This is a genomic window from Rhizobium sp. 0TCS1.26, from assembly GCF_050455525.1.
GTDB lineage: Bacteria > Pseudomonadota > Alphaproteobacteria > Rhizobiales > Rhizobiaceae > Neorhizobium.
In genome coordinates, this window is the sequence record NZ_JBCIYV010000005.1 from 42,624 (window position 1) to 60,627 (window position 18,004).

The following is an 18,004-nucleotide window of genomic DNA, read 5'->3' on the forward strand; positions in this document are numbered from 1 at the left end:
TCAATGTGATGACTTTATTCGGCAGCAACAAGGCGTGCCGAGCGAACGCCGGAGGCGAGACCGCGCACCAGCGTCGCAACTGCAGAGACCGTATGGTCGGTGGCCTTGCCGTCAGCGCTCAGGCTGCCGGCCACCTGGGCAACGATAGCCGACCCGACGACAACGCCATCCGCCGCAGCGCCGATTGCCTTGGCATGGTCGGCGGTCTTGACGCCGAAGCCGACGCAGACCGGCAGATCCGTATGCGATTTGATGCGCTGGACGGCAGCACCGACCCGCGAGGGATCCGGCAGCGCCGAACCGGTAATGCCGTTCATCGAGACGTAATAGACGAAGCCGGACGTGTTGCGCAGAACCGTCGGCAGGCGCTTCTCGTCGGTCGTCGGCGTGGCCAGGCGAATGAAGTTGACGCCTTTTGCCAGCGCCGGGATGCACAGTTCGTCGTCCATCTCCGGCGGCAGGTCGACGACGATCAGACCGTCGATACCGGCTTCCAGGGCTGCATCGAGGAAGGTCTCGACGCCCATGTTGTAGATCGGATTGTAGTAGCCCATCAGCACGATCGGCGTGTCCTGATCGGTCTGACGGAATTCCCGGGCGATATCGAGCGTCCGGATCAGCGTCTGGCCGGCGGCAAGCGCGCGCTGCCCTGCCATCTGGATCGCCGGGCCGTCTGCCATGGGATCGGAGAACGGCATTCCAAGCTCGATCACATCGGCGCCGGCTTCCGGCAATGCCTTCATGATGCCGAGCGAGGTCTGGTAGTCCGGATCGCCGCCCATCATGTAGGTGATGAGAGCCGGGCGGCCCTCTGCCTTCAAGGCGGCGAAACGTGCGTCCATGCGTGCGGTCATGATCAGAGGTCCATTCCGAGAATCTTGCCGACGGTGAAGATGTCCTTGTCGCCACGGCCACAGAGGTTCATCAGGATGATCTGGTCCTTGTCCATCTTCGGCGCCCGCTTCATGACTTCCGCCAGCGCGTGGCTGGGCTCGAGCGCCGGGATGATGCCCTCCGTGCGGGTCAGAAGCTGGAAGGCGGCGAGCGCCTCATCGTCCTTGATCGGCACGTATTCGACCCGGCCGCTATCCTTCAGCCATGAGTGTTCGGGCCCGATGCCCGGATAGTCGAGGCCAGCCGAGATCGAGTGGCCTTCCTTGATCTGCCCGTCGCCGTCCTGCAGAAGGTAGGTGCGGTTGCCGTGCAGGACGCCTGGCCGACCAGCCGTCAGCGATGCGCAATGCTCCTCGCCTTCGAGGCCCTTGCCGCCGGCTTCGACGCCGACGATCGCCACGCTCTCATCGTCCAGGAAGGGATGGAAAAGCCCAATTGCGTTGGAGCCGCCGCCAACCGCTGCAACCAGCATATCCGGCAGGCGGCCTTCGGCGGCCATCATCTGCTCGCGGGCTTCCTTTCCGATTACCGACTGGAATTCGCGGACCATCTCCGGATACGGGTGCGGACCGGCCGCCGTTCCGATGATGTAATAGGTGTCGTCAACATTCGTGACCCAGTCGCGCAGGGCCTCGTTCATCGCGTCCTTCAGGGTCCCGTGACCGGACGTTACAGGCCTCACCTCCGCACCGAGCAGCTTCATGCGGAAGACGTTCGGCGCCTGACGCTCGACATCGGTCGCGCCCATATAGACGACGCATGGCAGACCGAAGCGCGCGGCGACGGTTGCCGAGGCAACGCCGTGCTGGCCGGCGCCGGTTTCGGCAATGATGCGCTTCTTGCCCATTCGCTTGGCGAGCAGAATCTGGCCGATGCAGTTGTTGATCTTGTGACTGCCGGTATGGTTCAGTTCGTCGCGCTTGAAGTAGATCTTGGCGCCGCCAAGCTCCGCAGTCAGCCGCTCGGCGAAATACATCGGGCTCGGCCGGCCGATATAATGCGTGTTCAGATAGGCCAGCTCCGCCTGGAACTCCGGATCTGTCTTCGCCTTGTTCCACTCGGCCTGCAGGTCGAGGATCAGCGGCATCAGCGTCTCGGCGACGAAACGGCCGCCATAGATGCCGAAGCGGCCTTCCTCATCGGGACCGGCCCGGAACGAATTCGGCTTCAGAGGCTGGTTCACGGTGTCACTCCTGTGCTCTGCTGCGGCGCCATTCATCGACTGCATCGAAGAAGGCATTCATCTTCGCGCTGTCCTTGACCCCCGGCGTGCTTTCCACGCCTGACGATATATCGATACCCGGCGCCCGTGTCATCGACAGGGCCTGCGCCACGTTGTCCTTGGTGAGGCCACCGGAAAGCATGTATTCAACGCCGTCGTCAAGCGCGGCCATGATCGTCCAATCAAAGGCAACGCCGTTGCCGCCCGGAAGATCCGATCCGGCCGGCGCCTTGGCATCGAAGAGCATGCGGTCGGCCAGGCCATCGTAGCTTTCGATCTGCCGAAGATCCTCGGCCGTGCGAATGGAGAAGGCCTTCATCACCGGCAGCCCGAACATCGCCTTGACGTCGAGGACGCGCTGCGCCGTCTCGCGGCCATGCAACTGAAGAATGTCCGGCTTGAGGAACGCGATAATCTCTTCCAGCTGCTCGTTATCGGCATCCACCGTGACGGCGACGATCTTTGCCTGCCCCCGGACCCGATCGGCAAGCGATCCGGCTGTCAGCGGGTCGATGTGACGTGGGCTCTTCTCGAAGAAGATGAATCCGACATGTGTCGCGCCGCGCGCCACTGCCAGGTCGATCGCCTCCGGCGTCGTCAATCCGCAGATTTTGATATCGGGTGTCATGAAAGGCGAACTTGCACGAATCGCGCCTCAAGTCGAGGCAAATTGCGGGTGAAGACGGTGGCCGGTTCAGCCAAAGTCGATGGCGTGAAGCTGTGATCCGTGGAGTTTCAGCCACCGCCGTGCCTCTTCCATGCGCGGGCAGAGAGAGAGACACAGCGCCCAGAACCGGGGGCCGTGGTTCATCTCCTTCAGATGCGCCACCTCGTGTGCCGCAAGATAGTCGATGACCACGGGCGGCGCCATGACGATCCTCCAGGAGAAGCTCAGATTGCCGTCGGAGGAACAGGAGCCCCAGCGGCTCCGGGTGTCCTTCATGCTGATGGAGCGCACAGGCTTGCCGACCGCCGCGGCATGCACTGAAACGCGCGCCTCCAGATCGATCCGCGCCTGCTTTTTCAGGAAGGCTTCCAGCCGTCGCCCGAGATGATCCTCCAGCCCGCTCACCCGGATGACTGGGGTACCGTTCTCCACCGACGCTTCGGTCAGCCCCCGCAGTGAGCCGGTATGGACGATCCGGTGGGCGGCGCCGCGCAGATCGATCGCAGCACCCGGCCGCAGCCCGGCGGCCGGCTGAAACTTCGAGAGCTTCATGCGCAGCCACTCGTCGTGGCGGGCAAGGAAAGCATCCACTTCCCGCATCTTCAGGCCGCGCGGGATGGTCAGGCGCAGAGCACGGCCACCCGGCTCGATGCGCAGCGTGATGCGCGTCGCCTGGGCATGCTCGCGAACCGTCAAAGGCAGCAGCCGGTCGCCAACCTGCAATGTCCGCTCGCTTTTCTGCAGCGGTTTTGCCGGGCGCCTGGTGCTTGTGAGACGGGAGAACATCGAGGATATCTAGCCGATTCGGCGGAGCTTAAGCCACGAAAAAGACCGGCACGCGAGGTGCCGGTCCGTTGTCTTCAAAGCTGAACTGCGATCAGACGGCAGGATACTGATTGCCTTCCGGACCCCGGCCGCCACGCTCGCGCATGAAGCGGTCGAATTCTTCCTGATCCTTGGCGCGACGAAGCTCGCGAAGGTACGAATCGAATTCTTCGCGCATCTCTTCAAGCTTGCGGCGCTGTTCCTCGATGCGATCCGTCTCGGCTCTGCGCCAGTCGTCGAAGGCCATGTTGCCGGTGGCGGTTGGGCCATACCGGCGGGTGGAGCGACGGAAGCCGTTGAAGAAGCCGTCCGCTCTGTCGTTGGCGTTGCGCTTGAAGTCGCGCAGCCGTTCACCGAAGATGATGTAGGCGAGCATGGCAAGACCCAGTGGCCAGAAGACCACGAAGCCGAGGACCATGAGGGCGATGGTCGCCGGAGTCCAATCCGGGCGTATCAATGCAGACTGGTTCATCGGTTGCACTACCTCGTTCTCAACGCGCAGGCCTCATGCCTGCGGCTGAAACTCGATGTGGGATGCGGCCGATCCGCCTTCAAGACAGGCTGTTCTGCAATCCGCGAAGATGCTGATTAAGCTCCTGGAATTCGCTAAGAGGCCGACAGTCAGCCGCTTTTGCCGCCTTTGATCACGCGCGGTGCCACCTTCTTCTTCGGTGCGATCGAATGCTCGGTGGCAAAGGCAAGGATCCGCGGCGCAATCTCGCGGCGGAAGCGCGAGCCATTGAAGACGCCGTAATGGCCGACGTCCGGCTGCACGTAGTGCATCCGCTTGTCATCAGGAATGTTTGTGCAGATCGTCTGGGCAGCCTTCGTCTGGCCGATGCCGGAGATGTCGTCGTTCTCGCCCTCAATGGTCAGCAGCGCGACGTTGCGGATCGCGGTGGTGTCGACCTTTTCGCCACGATGGGTCATCTCGCCCTTCGGCAGCGCGTGCTTGATGAACACCGTATCGACGGTCTGCAGGTAGAATTCTGCCGTCAAATCCATGACTGCCAGATACTCGTCATAGAACTCCCGGTGCTTATCGGCCGGTTCCCCGTCATTCCTCACCAGGTGCTCGAAGAACTCGTTGTGGGCGACCACGTGCTTGTCGAGGTTCATCGACATGAAGCCGGAAAGCTGTAGGAACCCGGGATAGACCGGGCGCATGAAACCCGGCTGCGGCCACGGCACCGTCATCACGACGTTGTCCTGAAACCATTCCAGCGGCCGATCCTGCGCCAGCTTGTTGACGGCTGTCGGGTTGATGCGCGTGTCGATCGGCCCGCCCATCAAGGTCATCGATGCCGGCGCACACGGATCGGCGGCTTCCTCCATCAGGGCCACGGCGGCAAGCACCGGAACCGACGGCTGGCAGACCGCCACCACGTGGGTGTTGGGGCCAAGGTGGTGCAGCATGTCGATGACGTAGTCGATGTAATCGTCGAGATCGAACTGGCCATCCGTCATCGGCACGATGCGCGCGTCCTGCCAATCCGTGATGTAAACGTCGGCGCCTTTCATCAGCGCTTCCACGGTGCCGCGGAGCAAGGTCGCATAGTGACCCGACATCGGCGCAACGATGAGAATTTTCGGTCCTACCGTCTGATCAGCTTGAAGAGCGCGCTGGAAGTGGACCAGCTTGCAGAAAGGACGAGACCAGACCACCTCCTCGACAACCTCTACCGTCCGCCCATCGACAACCGTCGTCGGCAGCCCGAACTCCGGCTTGGCGTAACGGCGCGTCGCCCGCTCGAAGACTTCCAGCCCCGCCGAAACGGTCCGCCCGTAGGAGGTCTGCGCCCAAGGATTCATCGGGTTGCTGTAGAAAAGCCGCAACGCTTCGGTCGAGGCGCGCAAGGGTGCCATGGCCGCGTGGTTCAACTCATAAAGCTGGTAAAACATGCGAGTTCCTGCTTTCCAGGGTTCCACCGGCAAGAGGCCGGTGGCGACTGCGCCGGGAGATTAGACCCGTCGCTTGTGCGGCGCAACAAAGTCATTTGCGCGCTAACGTACCAAGGCAAGAACTCGACAGGCGGTTGGTTCCATTACGGTGCTGTCTTTTCGACAGCGGGCGGCGGCAATGATCGCGGAAAAGCTAACAGAAGGTGTTTCACGTGAATCAGTCCACAGGAAGATTCACGTGAAACCGAATGCGTCAGATGTCGAGATTTGCGACGTTCAGCGCGTTTTCCTGGATGAACTCGCGTCGGGGCTCAACTTCATCACCCATCAGACGTGCAAACAGCCCGTCCGCATCGGTTGCGTCGTTGACCTTGACCTGCAGCAGCGAGCGCACGTTCGGATCCAGCGTCGTTTCCCAAAGCTGCTCGGCGTTCATTTCGCCCAGCCCCTTGTAGCGCTGCATCGACAGGCCCTTGCGACCAGAGGCGAAGATTGCATCAAGAAGCGCGCGTGGACCGGCAATTTCCGTCGTCCCTTCCTTTCGTGTCAGCCGCGGCGGCGTGCCGTAGATGTCGTTGAGACGGGCCGTCATCTGGTCGATGTGGCGGGCGTCGGCAGAACCGATCAGTGCCACGTCGAGGGCGGCGGCCTCCTTGACGCCGCGCACCATCCGCTCGAAACGCAGGCCGCCTTCCTTGGTCACATGACCGGACCAGCCGCGCTCGGTTTCCTCGGCGATCACATCGAGACGGCGGGCAACTTCAGTCGCCGTTTCCTGCGCCTTCTCCGGGTTGTCCGTCAGTTCCGGATTGAGCGCGCCGGCAATCGCAGCCTGCTCGACGATCGCCCGGCTGTAGCGCGAGTGGAGGCCATCCAGCAGCGAGCGCATCCGCAGAGCATCCTGGATCATTTCGCGAAGATCTGCACCGGCCCGCACTTCGCCGGAGCCGAGCGTCAGGGTCGCATCGTCGAGGCCCTGGCCGATCAGATAGTCCTCCAGTGCCTTCTCGTCCTTCAGATACTGGACCGACTTGCCGCGGGTCACCTTGTAGAGCGGCGGCTGGGCAATATAGAGGTGGCCGCGCTCGATCAACTCAGGCATCTGGCGGAAGAAGAAGGTCAGCAGCAGCGTACGGATGTGGGCGCCGTCGACGTCGGCGTCCGTCATGATGATGATCTTGTGATAGCGCAGCTTGTCGGGGTTGAACTCGTCCTTGCCGATGGACGTACCAAGCGCGGTGATAAGCGTACCGATTTCCTGGCTGCCCAGCATCTTGTCGAAGCGGGCACGCTCGACGTTGAGGATCTTGCCACGCAGCGGCAGGATCGCCTGGTTTTCACGCGAGCGACCCTGCTTGGCGGAGCCACCGGCAGAATCGCCTTCAACCAGGAACAGTTCAGATTTTGCCGGATCGCGCTCGGAGCAGTCAGCAAGCTTGCCGGGAAGCGAGGCGATGTCGAGAGCGCCCTTGCGGCGCGTCAGTTCCCGGGCCTTGCGAGCGGCTTCGCGTGCAACGGCCGCTTCAACGACCTTGCCGACAAGGATCTTGGCTTCGGTCGGGTGCTCTTCGAACCAGGTGCTGAGGGCCTCGTTGACGAGGTTTTCGACCACGGGGCGAACCTCGGAGGAAACCAGCTTGTCCTTCGTCTGCGACGAGAACTTCGGGTCCGGTACCTTCACAGACAGTACCGCCGTCAGACCTTCTCGGCAGTCCTCACCCTGCAGCGTCACCTTTTCCTTCTTGGTGATGCCGGACGTGTCTGCATAGGAGGTGATCTGGCGCGTCAACGCACCACGGAAGCCGGCCATATGCGTGCCGCCATCGCGCTGGGGAATGTTGTTGGTGAAGCACAGCACATTCTCGTGGTAGCTGTCGTTCCACCACATCGCCACTTCGACGGTGATCCCATCCTTCTCGCCGCGGATGGCGACTGGCGTATTGACCAACGGCTTCTTGGAACGGTCCAGGTAGCGGACGAAGGCTTCGAGGCCTCCGTCATACAGCATTTCTTCCTGGCGGATGTCGGACTTGCGCTTGTCGGTCAGGAGGATGCGGACACCGGAGTTCAGGAATGCAAGCTCGCGCAGGCGATGCTCCAGCGTCCCGTAGTCGAAATCCACCTTGGTGAACGTATCAGTGCTCGGCAGGAAGGTGACCTCCGTTCCCGACCGGCCTTCATAATCGCCGATCACCTTCAAAGGTCCGTCCGGCACGCCGTGGGTAAAGCTCATCTCGTGAACCTTGCCGCTGCGACGGATCTTCAGGCTGAGCTTGACGGAGAGCGCGTTGACAACGGAGACGCCGACGCCATGGAGACCGCCGGACACCTTATAGGAGTTCTGGTCGAACTTCCCGCCGGCGTGCAGCTGGGTCATGATGACTTCTGCCGCAGATACGCCCTCGCCCGTGTGGATGTCGGTCGGGATGCCGCGGCCGTTATCGGTCACCGTCACAGATCCGTCGGCATTCAGAGTCACGGTCACGATGTCGGCGTGGCCGGCCAAAGCTTCGTCGATCGCATTGTCCACCACTTCGTAGACCATGTGATGAAGGCCGGAGCCATCGTCGGTATCGCCAATGTACATGCCGGGGCGCTTGCGAACCGCATCGAGGCCCTTCAGGACCTTGATGGAATCGGCTCCGTATTCGGCACTCGCGCTATCGCTGACGGGTGTATCGCTCATCAATCAACTTTCTAGTTTCTTGCTGCGGACGGTGAGCGGCGAATCACCGTCGTCCTTTGGCAGGACTATAGGGAGTTACAACCCCGTTTTTAAAGGATCTCAGCCTGAAAAACAGGGGACGACGTCGGCTCTAGCCCCGATTTGGGGCTTTTTCCAGCAGCTTCACCAGTTCATCTACCACGTCGGGCTGCAAGTTGCGAATCTGCCGGGCCAGCAAATTGGCAAGCGTTGTGTATTCCGGTGAAAGGCCACTCGTGTCGACGACGACGCGCGGGTTGGATCCGGCCGCCAGGCTGAACAACTCATCCGCCTCGTCCCAGATGACGTTGAAATATCCGGCGACCCGCTGCAGGAAATCAAAGCTCGGCCGGCCCCGCCGACCATGTTCCAAAGCCGACAGGTAGGCCGAGGAAACGCCTATCGCTGCTGCCATCTCCTGCTGCGTGACGCCCTTTTCCTTGCGAAGGGCCCGCAGCGCCTCGCCGAACGGTGTCACGGGGCGTCTCCCCGGCGACTGAGGCGCACATATAGGGCCCCCTCCCCACCATGCTGGCGTGCCGCCGGCTCGTACGAAGAGATCAGGAAGCGGAATTCCGGTTTTGAGAACCACAGCGGAACCGAGCGCTTCAAAGCACCCTCACTGCCGAGAGAACTTCCCTTGCCGGTGATGACGAGCACGTGCCGCAGACCTCGGTCGTGCGCACGCAGCAGGAAGTCGAGCAGCACACCATGCGCCTGGCTCTGGATCAGCCCATGGAGGTCGATCCGCGCCTCCAGCGGCAGACGACCGCGCGCCAGCTTACGCTTCACCGGCCGCTCCAGCGCGTGGTGCTGGCCCTTCGGCTGCTGCTTGGATACCCCTGCCCTGTCTTCGAAGGAAACCTTGCCGACCGTCTGAGCCGAGGGTGCGCCAGTCACTGGCATGTTGGCGGCAATATCCTCTTCATCAAACTTGAGCAGGTCCTCCAGCCGGCCGGGCATCGGCTTGGTGGTCTTCGCCACCTTGCCCCAGAGGATGCGTTCATCCGAATTGAGTTTCCGCCCGCTTTTCATCACCGGAACCTCTGCGCAGCCGCTATCGGAATCAGGATGTAGAAGTCTGCGTCATTGCGCACGGTGCCTGCAAGTTCGCCCGCCTCGTCTCCGCTGCCGGTGAAGATATCGCCGCGCGCAGGACCGACGATCGCGGTCCCGGTGTCGAGCGCCAGCATCAGTCTCGAAAATGGCTGCCCGTCCGAAAGATGGCTGAGGGTCTGCGAATGGATGAAAAACGGGAAGCCGAAGGTATGGATCGACCTGTCCACCGCGAGCGACCGCCCCGTCAACAGCGGCACCTTGGCCGCCGCGATCGGACCGCGGTCGAGATCCGTGACTTCAGCCTCCCGGAAGAAGATATAGGATCGATTGTGCCACAGCACTTCATCGACCTTAGCCGGATTCTCTGCCAGCCAGCGACGGATCGACTGCATGGAGATCTGCTCGCGCTCGATCTCTCTCCGGTCGATCAGAAGCTTGCCGATCGGTGAAAAGGGATGCCCCGCCTTGGCCGCATAGGTGATCCTGCCCAACCTGCCATCAGGGTAACGGAGCCGTGCCGCGCCTTGCACATGCGCGAAAAAGACGTCTATTTTGGACTTCGCCCAGGCGATCTCCAAGCCGCGTCCCTCTAGACATCCCTGATCGATCGCCTGCCGGTCCGGATAGGCTTCGATCGCCCCATCGTCCAGCCGCCCAAAGGCGTAGGACGCGTCCAGATCCGGCGGCCGGCTGGTTTCATCCAAGTCGACGAGGTCGGGCGGGCGACGGTAGAACGGATAACGGTAGCCGGATTCCAGCTTATCCGAGACCTCGACTTCCGGCTCATAGAAAGCGGTGACGAAGCCCGCGCCCTGGTCTCCCCGTTCAATGCGGAAAGGGATGCAACGCTGCTCGAAGAACAGCCGCGCCGCTGCAGGATCGGCTGGCTGGATCGACGCGGCATCAGCCAGCAACGGCCGCAGATCGTCCGCAGTCAGACCCACGGCTCCAGCGCGGTAGGGCTTTCCCTGATCGAGATACTCCAGACACTCCCGCATCACGGAAAAGAGGGGGCGGGGATCGTCCGACCCCCACCCCCTCAAATCCGAGTAGTCCACTTCCCGAAGCTGAAATCCGTCCGACACGGTCATTGCTCGGATTCGGTCGCCACGAGCTTCCAGTTCGGATCGCGCGAGCGAATGTCACGGGCAAAGGTCCAGATGTCGATCACTTCGGACACCGCTTCGGCATCGCCATCGATCAACGTACCGCTCTTGTCATAGGTGGCGGAGATCAACTGGCTGACGATACGGACGGTGATCTGCTCGTCATTGTCCTTCACCCCGGCATGGGTGAGGTCTGCCTTGTCGATGCCGACGAAGCTCGACTTGACGGTTTCGCCCCGCGCTTCGCGGTCGGTGATCGCCGCGTTGAAGCCATCGTAGACTTCCTTCGACAGAAGGTCCTTGAGCGCCTTGCGGTCGCCGTCAGCGAAGGCCATGACGATCATCTCGTAGGCCATCTTGGCACCGGCAAGAAATTCCTTCGGTTGGAAGGAGGGATCGGCCTTCACCAGTTCGCGCAGGCCGCCATTCAGTTCGGTGCCGGGCTTGGCCACCGCATCGATATCCGAAAACCGCTGCTCGTCGTCTACCTGGTCCCGACGCGGCAGGGTCACGACCTTCCCATCATCGACGCCAGGACCACGGGACGCATCGCGAGCACCGAACGGATCGACGGGAGGTTTCTCATTTCCTGTTCGCCGGCCGAGAACGCTGCGCAGTTGCAGGAATATCAGGACGGCAGCCACGAGGAAAAACAGAGTTATGAAGTCGTTCGCGCCCATTTTCACCCGTGGTATCGTTGGAATTGAAAGGTTCCATCTCATATAGTCTGATCCGGCCATCATTCAAATAGCGGAAGGATGGTTCGCTTTTCAACGAAACACCCTTATCGAAAGACACCATGCGCCTCCTCCTCGTCCCGCTAGTTCTGTTCGGTCTGCCTCTGGCGGAAATTGCCGGCTTCGTGATCGTCGGGCGGTGGCTGGGTCTATGGTCGACGCTGGCGCTGGTCATCCTGTCGAGCGTGATCGGCATCCTTCTCCTGCGCAGCCAAGGCCTGAGCGTTCTGCGGCAGATCAACACGGAAGGCCAACAGGGCCGCGTCCCTGGGGAAGCAATCGTCAGTGGCGCGATGATCGTCGTTGGGTCAATCCTGCTGATCCTGCCCGGCTTTCTGACAGACATCATCGGCCTCCTGCTGTTCATCCCCGGCGTGCGCCGGCTGATCTGGCAGCAGATCGGCCAGCGCGTGATCGTCCGAACGAGCCGCACACCCGCTGGCTATCCCGGTTCTTCGCCCAACCCGAACCCTTCGACGAGCGCAAACCAGCCTCCCGCTGCCAGCCCGCAGACCATCGATCTCGACAGCACCGATTACCAGCGAAAATCTGGCCCCTCGTCTCCCTGGTCCGACCGGCCGGCGGATGATCAATGATGCACCCGGAACGGGGCCAACCCACACCCGAACCTGCCCCAACGTCATGGGCGTCAGGGTTGTAAGCCTCACATCGAAGTGATAGACGGCGCAAAAGATCGAAGCCGAGGAACAGCCAATGGACACCGAAACCCAATCTCCGTCGCTTACCATTCTCGCCCAGTACACGAAGGACCTGTCCTTCGAAAATCCGGGCGCTCCGCGTTCGCTTCAGGCTCGCGACAAGGCTCCGTCGATCAACATCAACGTCAACGTCAATGCCAACCCGCTTTCCGACACGGATTTCGACGTTGTGCTGTCGCTGAACGCTGAAGCCAAGGACGGCGACAAGGTCGTGTTCGCGGCCGAGCTCGTCTATGGCGGCGTCTTCCAGATCACCGGCTTCCCGCAGGAGCACATGCTGCCGGTCCTGTTCATCGAGTGCCCGCGCCTGCTCTTCCCGTTCGCCCGTCAGATCATCTCCGACGTAACACGCAACGGTGGCTTCCCGCCGCTGATGATCGATCCGATCGATTTCGGTCAGATGTTTGCGCAGCGCGTCGCCGAAGAACAGACCCGCGCCCAGGTTCAGCCGCTGAACAGCTGATCTTCCAAAGATCGCCCACCACAAGAACCCGGCTCACGCCGGGTTTTTTATGTTCTACTGGTAGCGAGCCCAGAGTGCCTTCTCGCCAAGCGAATTGACCAGCGCCGCATGCGCCGCGATTTCCGCTTCGGTCATCCGCGGCGGAAGCGGCCGCGGTCGTTGCAGCGTGATGACGTCGACGTCTTCGACTTCGATAACCGTCGTGACCTGTTCGGCGCCGACGAGACCGAGTGCTGCCTGACGGCCGCCGATCATCTCGATGTAGACTTCTGCCAGAAGTTCGGAGTCGAGCAGTGCGCCGTGCTTGGTGCGGTGGGAGTTGTCGATGCCGTAGCGCCGGCAGAGTGCATCGAGCGAATTCGGGCCCATCGGATGCTTGCGCCGCGCCAGCGACAGCGTATCGACAACGTGATCGTTCGGCACCGGCGGCAGGCCGAGCCGATCAAGCTCGGCATTGATGAAGCCCATGTCGAACGTCGCGTTATGGGCAATCCATTTAGCGCCGTCGAAGAACTCCAGAAGTTCCTGAACGACGGCGGAGAATGGCGGCTTGTCCTTCAGGAAATCGTCGGTGATGCCGTGTACCGCCAGCGCATCCGGATGAACCTTGCGATCGCCGGGATTGATGTAGACGTGAAACGTGCGGCCGGTGGGGAAGTGATTGAAGAGTTCCACGCCACCAATTTCGATCACCCGATCGAGCCGGTTTTCGAGACCTGTGGTTTCCGTATCGAAGATGATTTCACGCATGGTTCTTCTCGCTCAAGGTCCCGGCGCGCACGGCTTTGAGGATCTGCCGAACCCGCTGTGTCGCCGCATCGATCCCGTGGCCGGTATCGATGATGAAATCCGCCTGCCGGCGCTTCTGCGAATCAGGGATCTGACGCGACAGGATCATCTCGAACTTCTCCTCCGTCATGCCCGGGCGCGCAAGCACCCGCTGGCGTTGGACCTGTGGATCACAGGTGACGACCACCACCGTATCCACCCGATGCGCGGCGCCTGCTTCAAAGAGGAGCGGGATATCGAGGAGGACGATATCCGCGCCCAGTCTCGCCTGTTGGTCAAGAAACTGCTCTTCTCTCATTCGCACCAGCGGATGGACGATGGCTTCGAGCTTCTTGAAACCTGCAGGATCGTCTGACAGGCGCCTGGCAAGTTCGGCACGATCCACGACACCGGTTGATGCCACTCCAGGGAACGCCGCCTCGACCGGGGCAACCGCGTCGCTTCGATAAAGATCGTGCACCACCGCGTCGGCGTCGTTGACCGGGGTACCCTCTGCTGCAAAAAGCCCGGCCGTCGTGGATTTCCCCATGCCGATCGATCCAGTGAGGCCGATCTTGATCATCCGTGGCGCTCCATGTCGCGGATGACCAGGTCCCGGAGCTCTTCGTCAACGGCAGGCCGCTGGCCGAACCATCTTTCGAAACCCGGTGAAGCCTGGTGAAGAAGCATCCCTAAACCGTCGACGGTTTTCAAACCCTGAGCACGGGCCTGCGCTAGAATCGGGGTTTCCAGCGGCACATAGACAATGTCCGTCACCACCGCATCCCTCGCCAAGCCGCGAAAGTCGATGTCCATCGCGGTTTCGCCGTCCATGCCAAGCGACGTCGTATTGATGAACAGGCTAGCGCCTTGGATAACTTCATCGAGCGCTTCCATGGGATGTGCATGGATCCTATCGCCGAACCGGTCGGCGAGCTCCTGGGCTCTGGACAGGGTCCGGTTGACGACGTGGATTTCCGCAATCCCCCTGTTGCGCACCGCCTGAATGATCGCGCGGCTGGCACCGCCGGCACCGAGGATGACGGCGCGTGCGGCTTTGTCCCAGCCGGGCGATCGCTCGTCGAGATTGGCAGTGAAGCCGAAGCCATCGGTGTTGGTCGCCTTCAACAGCCCCTCTTCCAACCAGAGCGTATTGGCGGCGCCAAGTTCATGCGCCAGATCATCCGGCTGGTCTGCCAGCCGATAGGCGTGTTCCTTGTGAGGAATGGTGACATTGCCGCCACGGAACTGTCGCCCACGCTTCAGCTCCTCGATGAACCCGACGAACTGTCCCTCGGGAACGTCGATCGCCGTGTAGCTGCCATCGATCCCGAGGTGTTTCAGCCAATGTCCATGAATGATCGGCGAGCGTGAATGCCGGATCGGCGATCCGACAACGAAGGCGTGCGCTGTTTCACGTGAATCAGCCATCGATAGCTCTAAGCTCCCGCAGGGCATTGAGAACAGGCAACATGGGCAGACCAAGGATCGTGAAATAGTCACCATCGATCGCCGAGAACAACTGGATCCCATGCCCTTCCAGCTGATAGCCGCCGACACTCCCCAGAACAGCGTCGCCGGCCGTGTCCAGGTAGCGATCGACGAAAGCTTCAGTCAGCGGCCGTACCGTCAGTGCCGCTCGTGATACCGTTTCCCACAGCACCTCGCCGTCGCGCGCAATCGCCACGCCGCTGTTGAGGTGGTGCGTTTTGCCCGACAGCGACAGGATCGCTTCTCGCGCTTCGGCACGCGACGATGGCTTGTGATAGACTCGTTCGCCCAGCGACATCGTCTGGTCAGAGCCGATGACGAATGCTCCCGGATAATGATGGCAGACATCGAGAGCCTTTGCGCGCGCAAGCGCCAGCGCCACCTCTTGCGGCGTCGCACCCGCCGCTTCAAGCTTCTGGTCTATCGCTCGCTCATCAATGGATGCGGCACGTGTCTGGAAGACAAGACCGGCATTTTCCATCAGCATCCGGCGAAAGGGACTGGACGAGGCCAGCACGAGTGGTTGGGTCAAGACAGCCTTCCAGTCATGTGCACGGGGATCGCTGCGGCGATTACCGTAACTTCGGGCGCAGGGCAACGATAGCCGCGGCGGTTTCTTCGATGGACCGCCGCGTGACGTCGATCAGCGGCCATTGATGCCGCGCGCAGAGCGCCCGCGCATATTTGAGTTCTTCGTTGATGTTGGCACGATCAGTATAATGGCTGCGATCAAAGCCGAGGACCGTTCCAAGCTCTCTGTTCTCGCGAACCTGCGAGATCCGGTCGGTCGTCGCAATCAGGCCGACGATCAACGGCTTCGTCGCCTTCAGCAGGCTTTCCGGCAACGGCACATGCGCTACGATCGGAATGTTCGCGGCCTTGATGCCACGATTGGCGAGATAGATGCTGGTCGGCGTCTTCGAGGTCCGGCTGATGCCGATCAGAACGACATCGGCCTCGTCATAGCTTTCCGCCATCTGACCGTCATCGTGATCCATGGCGAAGTTCAGCGCCTCGATCCGTTGGAAGTACTCCGCCGTCAATGCGTGCTGCGCACCGACGCGGCGTCGCGACCGCGTCCCGAGGTAGGTCTGAAACGTCGCAAGAACCGGCTCCAGAACGTTGACGCTCGGAACTCCGATCGCCTTGCAGCGTTCATCGATGTAATCGGCAAGTTCCTGGTCGACCACCGTATAAAGGACGATACCGGGCTTTTCGTCGATCGATTCCAACACCGGCATCAACTGGCGGCGATTACGGATCAGCGGATACACATGCTCGATGGGCAATGCCGAGTTGAACTGCGCCGATGCTGCCCTGCCCGCTGAAATAAGCGTCTCGCCCGTAGAGTCAGAAATCAGGTGCAGATGAAAGAAGCTTTTGCGGTTCTCCACGCTAAACTTCCTCCTCTGTTGATAATGCGGGACGAACATCGACCGGTGCCGGTCGCTCGAACCCGATGCAGGATAAGTCGCGATTTATCCACATCGGCCGTCGGATGGCGAGCCTTTTTACCAGCTTGTTGAAAACGGGGATGAGCTTCGGATATCCCGATCCGCCCCACGTGTTATCCACAAGACCGCTATCGGCACAGTTTTTCCAACCCGCTGATCCTGCACATCGATTCCGGCTATCCACAGATCCCGGCTGCTCGGTCGGGAATCTGGCCCTCCGTTGACCTGATGTCGCACCGATGCCGCTCTGACTGTGCAAAGCCGAGGATCCTTGATAGTCACAGACTCTAAGAATCAAAAACCTAAGAATCTCATTTGTTTTATTTAGGGGGACGTCCTCTTGGCTGCAGTACGCCGCAAAGTGATGGAGGTCCTTGAGGGATCGACCGTATCACCACCACCGATCTGGCTCATGAGACAGGCAGGCAGATATCTTCCGGAATACCGGAGGACCCGCGCAGCAGCCGGCAGCTTCCTCGATCTCTGTTATTCGCCGGATCTGGCAACCGAGGTAACCCTCCAGCCGATCCGGCGTTATGCCTTCGATGCCGCGATCCTGTTTTCAGACATCCTGGTGATCCCGGACGGGCTGAAGCGGAACGTGCACTTTGTTGAAGGCTCCGGACCTCGGATGGATCCGATCGACGAGGATGCGATCATGGCCCTGGCTCCGGAAGGGGTTCTAGGTCATCTCGCGCCAGTGATGCAGGCCGTCCGCCAGATCCGCGCGGAGCTGCCCGCCGAAACCACCCTCCTCGGCTTCTGTGGTGCGCCCTGGACGGTTGCCACCTACATGATCGCCGGCCACGGCACACCGGATCAGGCTCCCGCCAGACTGTTCGGCTACCGGCACCCGAAGGCATTCGCGCATCTGCTTGCGGTGCTTGCGGATCTGTCGGCCGATTACCTCGTGGCACAGATCGATGCCGGCGCGGATGCGGTGCAGATCTTTGATTCCTGGGCCGGCGTGCTGGGCGAAGCCGAGTTCGAGGCCTATGCCGTCGCGCCGGTGGCGCGGATCATTCGCTCCGTCAAAGCCAGGCGGCCCCAGGCCAAGGTGATCGCCTTTGCCAAGGGCGCAGGCCTCCAACTTGCGACCTACCGGCAGAAGACGGGTGCCGACATGATCGGCCTCGACTGGTCGGTGCCGCTCAGCTTCGCAAAGGATTTGCAGAAGGACGGACCGGTCCAGGGAAACCTTGATCCGATGCGCGTGGTCTCCGGCGGAAAAGCTCTCGACGAGGGTATCGATGCCATCCTCGAGGCGCTCGGTCAGGGGCCACTCGTCTTCAACCTCGGCCATGGCATCACGCCGGCAGCCGATCCCGATCACGTCACCCAGTTGGTCGATCGCGTTCGCGGAATGCATCGATGACTGCGGAGAAGCAGACCGATCGTCGACCTGGGCGCCGCGCAGCACTACGGGCCGGCATTGCGCTGTGCGGTTTTGCAGCAATGCTGGCGGCGATCGCGGTGCTGCGGCCGGACGACTTCTTCCTGTGGATCAAGGCGTTTCACGTGATCGCGGTTATCGCCTGGCTGGCTGGACTGTTCTACCTGCCGCGCCTGTTCATCTACCACACCGATGCAGAGCCTGGCTCCACCCAGTCCGAAACCTTCAAGGTGATGGAATACCGCCTGCTGAAGGTGATCATGAACCCGGCGATGATGATCACCTGGGTGCTCGGCCTCTACCTCGCCTGGTCGGTCTACGGCTTTCAGGGCGGCTGGCTGCATGCCAAGATCGCGCTCGTCGTTCTGCTGACGATGGCACATGTGCATCAGAGCCGGGCGGTCCGGCAGTTTGCTGCCGATGGCCCGCGCAAGCCGGCGCGCTACTGGCGGATGATGAACGAGGTGCCGACCGTTCTGATGATGCTGATCGTCATCCTGGTCGTCGTCAAGCCGTTCTGACGGCGACGATTTGTCGGCTGCCCCCTTGCGGCCTTGCGATGAACTCGCTATTTTCAGCGCCACCTCTTCTCTCGTGGCT

Annotated in this window: 20 protein-coding genes; 4 read left to right on the plus strand and 16 right to left on the minus strand. The window is 61.4% G+C overall.

Annotation, left to right across the window (positions count from 1 at the left end; translation table 11 throughout):
• Positions 1-14: 14 nt before the first annotated feature.
• The 11 genes from trpA to AAIH46_RS19905 all read right to left on the minus strand — a co-directional run bounded on the left by trpA (position 15) and on the right by AAIH46_RS19905 (position 11,059).
• On the minus strand, positions 15-854 hold the full coding sequence (gene trpA / locus AAIH46_RS19855) for a tryptophan synthase subunit alpha (protein WP_430307802.1): 840 nt from the start codon (positions 852-854) through the stop codon (positions 15-17).
• A 2-nt stretch (positions 855-856) separates the two neighbouring features.
• The gene (gene trpB, locus AAIH46_RS19860) at positions 857-2,077 is read right to left on the minus strand and encodes a tryptophan synthase subunit beta (protein ID WP_430307803.1); all 1,221 of its coding nucleotides are present in this window, start codon (positions 2,075-2,077) and stop codon (positions 857-859) included.
• Between the two features lie 4 nt (positions 2,078-2,081).
• Complete coding sequence (locus AAIH46_RS19865; protein ID WP_430307804.1) at positions 2,082-2,744, minus strand: phosphoribosylanthranilate isomerase; 663 nt, start codon at positions 2,742-2,744, stop codon at positions 2,082-2,084.
• A 66-nt stretch (positions 2,745-2,810) separates the two neighbouring features.
• A complete protein-coding gene (locus tag AAIH46_RS19870) occupies positions 2,811-3,569 on the minus strand; it encodes a M48 family metallopeptidase (RefSeq protein ID WP_430307805.1) in 759 nt (252 codons plus the stop codon).
• A gap of 91 nt (positions 3,570-3,660) precedes the next feature.
• Positions 3,661-4,080 carry a DUF2852 domain-containing protein gene (locus tag AAIH46_RS19875; protein WP_430307806.1) on the minus strand — a complete coding sequence of 140 codons (420 nt, stop codon included), beginning with the start codon at positions 4,078-4,080 and terminating at the stop codon, positions 3,661-3,663.
• Between the two features lie 149 nt (positions 4,081-4,229).
• Positions 4,230-5,510, minus strand: a complete 1,281-nt coding sequence (locus AAIH46_RS19880; protein WP_430307807.1) for a polyhydroxyalkanoate depolymerase — start codon at positions 5,508-5,510, stop codon at positions 4,230-4,232.
• A gap of 253 nt (positions 5,511-5,763) precedes the next feature.
• Positions 5,764-8,196, minus strand: coding sequence for a DNA topoisomerase (ATP-hydrolyzing) subunit B (gene gyrB, locus AAIH46_RS19885; protein WP_430307808.1), 2,433 nt, complete (start codon positions 8,194-8,196; stop codon positions 5,764-5,766).
• Positions 8,197-8,326: 130 nt separating this feature from the next.
• Complete coding sequence (locus tag AAIH46_RS19890; RefSeq protein ID WP_430307809.1) at positions 8,327-8,692, minus strand: helix-turn-helix domain-containing protein; 366 nt, start codon at positions 8,690-8,692, stop codon at positions 8,327-8,329.
• Entirely contained in the window at positions 8,689-9,249 is a 561-nt protein-coding gene (locus AAIH46_RS19895) for a Smr/MutS family protein (RefSeq protein ID WP_430307810.1), read from the minus strand. Before AAIH46_RS19895 ends, AAIH46_RS19890 begins: the two co-directional genes overlap by 4 nt.
• Positions 9,249-10,364 (minus strand): murein transglycosylase A, encoded by a 1,116-nt coding sequence (mltA, locus tag AAIH46_RS19900; protein WP_430307811.1) that lies wholly within the window; start codon positions 10,362-10,364, stop codon positions 9,249-9,251. The genes AAIH46_RS19895 and mltA overlap by 1 nt, the downstream gene beginning before the upstream one ends.
• Complete coding sequence (locus AAIH46_RS19905; protein ID WP_430307945.1) at positions 10,361-11,059, minus strand: Tim44/TimA family putative adaptor protein; 699 nt, start codon at positions 11,057-11,059, stop codon at positions 10,361-10,363. Before AAIH46_RS19905 ends, mltA begins: the two co-directional genes overlap by 4 nt.
• 119 nt (positions 11,060-11,178) lie before the next feature.
• Here AAIH46_RS19905 and AAIH46_RS19910 point away from each other — a divergent pair, with 119 nt between their 5' ends.
• Entirely contained in the window at positions 11,179-11,712 is a 534-nt protein-coding gene (locus tag AAIH46_RS19910) for an FxsA family protein (RefSeq protein WP_430307812.1), read from the plus strand.
• A 118-nt stretch (positions 11,713-11,830) separates the two neighbouring features.
• Entirely contained in the window at positions 11,831-12,298 is a 468-nt protein-coding gene (gene secB / locus AAIH46_RS19915) for a protein-export chaperone SecB (RefSeq protein WP_430307813.1), read from the plus strand.
• 54 nt (positions 12,299-12,352) lie between these two features.
• Here the strand turns inward: secB and dnaQ are convergent, their stop codons facing one another.
• From dnaQ to AAIH46_RS19940, 5 genes are read right to left on the minus strand one after another with little or no spacing between them, the layout of a single operon-like run.
• Complete coding sequence (dnaQ, locus tag AAIH46_RS19920) at positions 12,353-13,048, minus strand: DNA polymerase III subunit epsilon (RefSeq protein ID WP_430307814.1); 696 nt, start codon at positions 13,046-13,048, stop codon at positions 12,353-12,355.
• Positions 13,041-13,649 (minus strand): dephospho-CoA kinase, encoded by a 609-nt coding sequence (coaE, locus tag AAIH46_RS19925; protein ID WP_430307815.1) that lies wholly within the window; start codon positions 13,647-13,649, stop codon positions 13,041-13,043. Before coaE ends, dnaQ begins: the two co-directional genes overlap by 8 nt.
• Positions 13,646-14,497: a shikimate dehydrogenase gene (locus tag AAIH46_RS19930; protein ID WP_430307946.1), complete on the minus strand. Its 852-nt coding sequence runs from the start codon at positions 14,495-14,497 to the stop codon at positions 13,646-13,648. The genes coaE and AAIH46_RS19930 overlap by 4 nt, the downstream gene beginning before the upstream one ends.
• Positions 14,490-15,089 carry a Maf-like protein gene (locus tag AAIH46_RS19935; protein WP_430307816.1) on the minus strand — a complete coding sequence of 200 codons (600 nt, stop codon included), beginning with the start codon at positions 15,087-15,089 and terminating at the stop codon, positions 14,490-14,492. The genes AAIH46_RS19930 and AAIH46_RS19935 overlap by 8 nt, the downstream gene beginning before the upstream one ends.
• A gap of 40 nt (positions 15,090-15,129) precedes the next feature.
• Entirely contained in the window at positions 15,130-15,951 is an 822-nt protein-coding gene (locus tag AAIH46_RS19940; protein ID WP_430307817.1) for a pyruvate, water dikinase regulatory protein, read from the minus strand.
• 400 nt (positions 15,952-16,351) lie between these two features.
• Between AAIH46_RS19940 and hemE the strand changes: the two genes are divergently transcribed.
• Positions 16,352-17,386, plus strand: coding sequence for a uroporphyrinogen decarboxylase (gene hemE, locus AAIH46_RS19945; RefSeq protein ID WP_430307818.1), 1,035 nt, complete (start codon positions 16,352-16,354; stop codon positions 17,384-17,386).
• Positions 17,383-17,925 (plus strand): protoporphyrinogen oxidase HemJ, encoded by a 543-nt coding sequence (hemJ, locus tag AAIH46_RS19950; RefSeq protein WP_430307819.1) that lies wholly within the window; start codon positions 17,383-17,385, stop codon positions 17,923-17,925. Before hemE ends, hemJ begins: the two co-directional genes overlap by 4 nt.
• Positions 17,926-18,004: the final 79 nt, after the last annotated feature.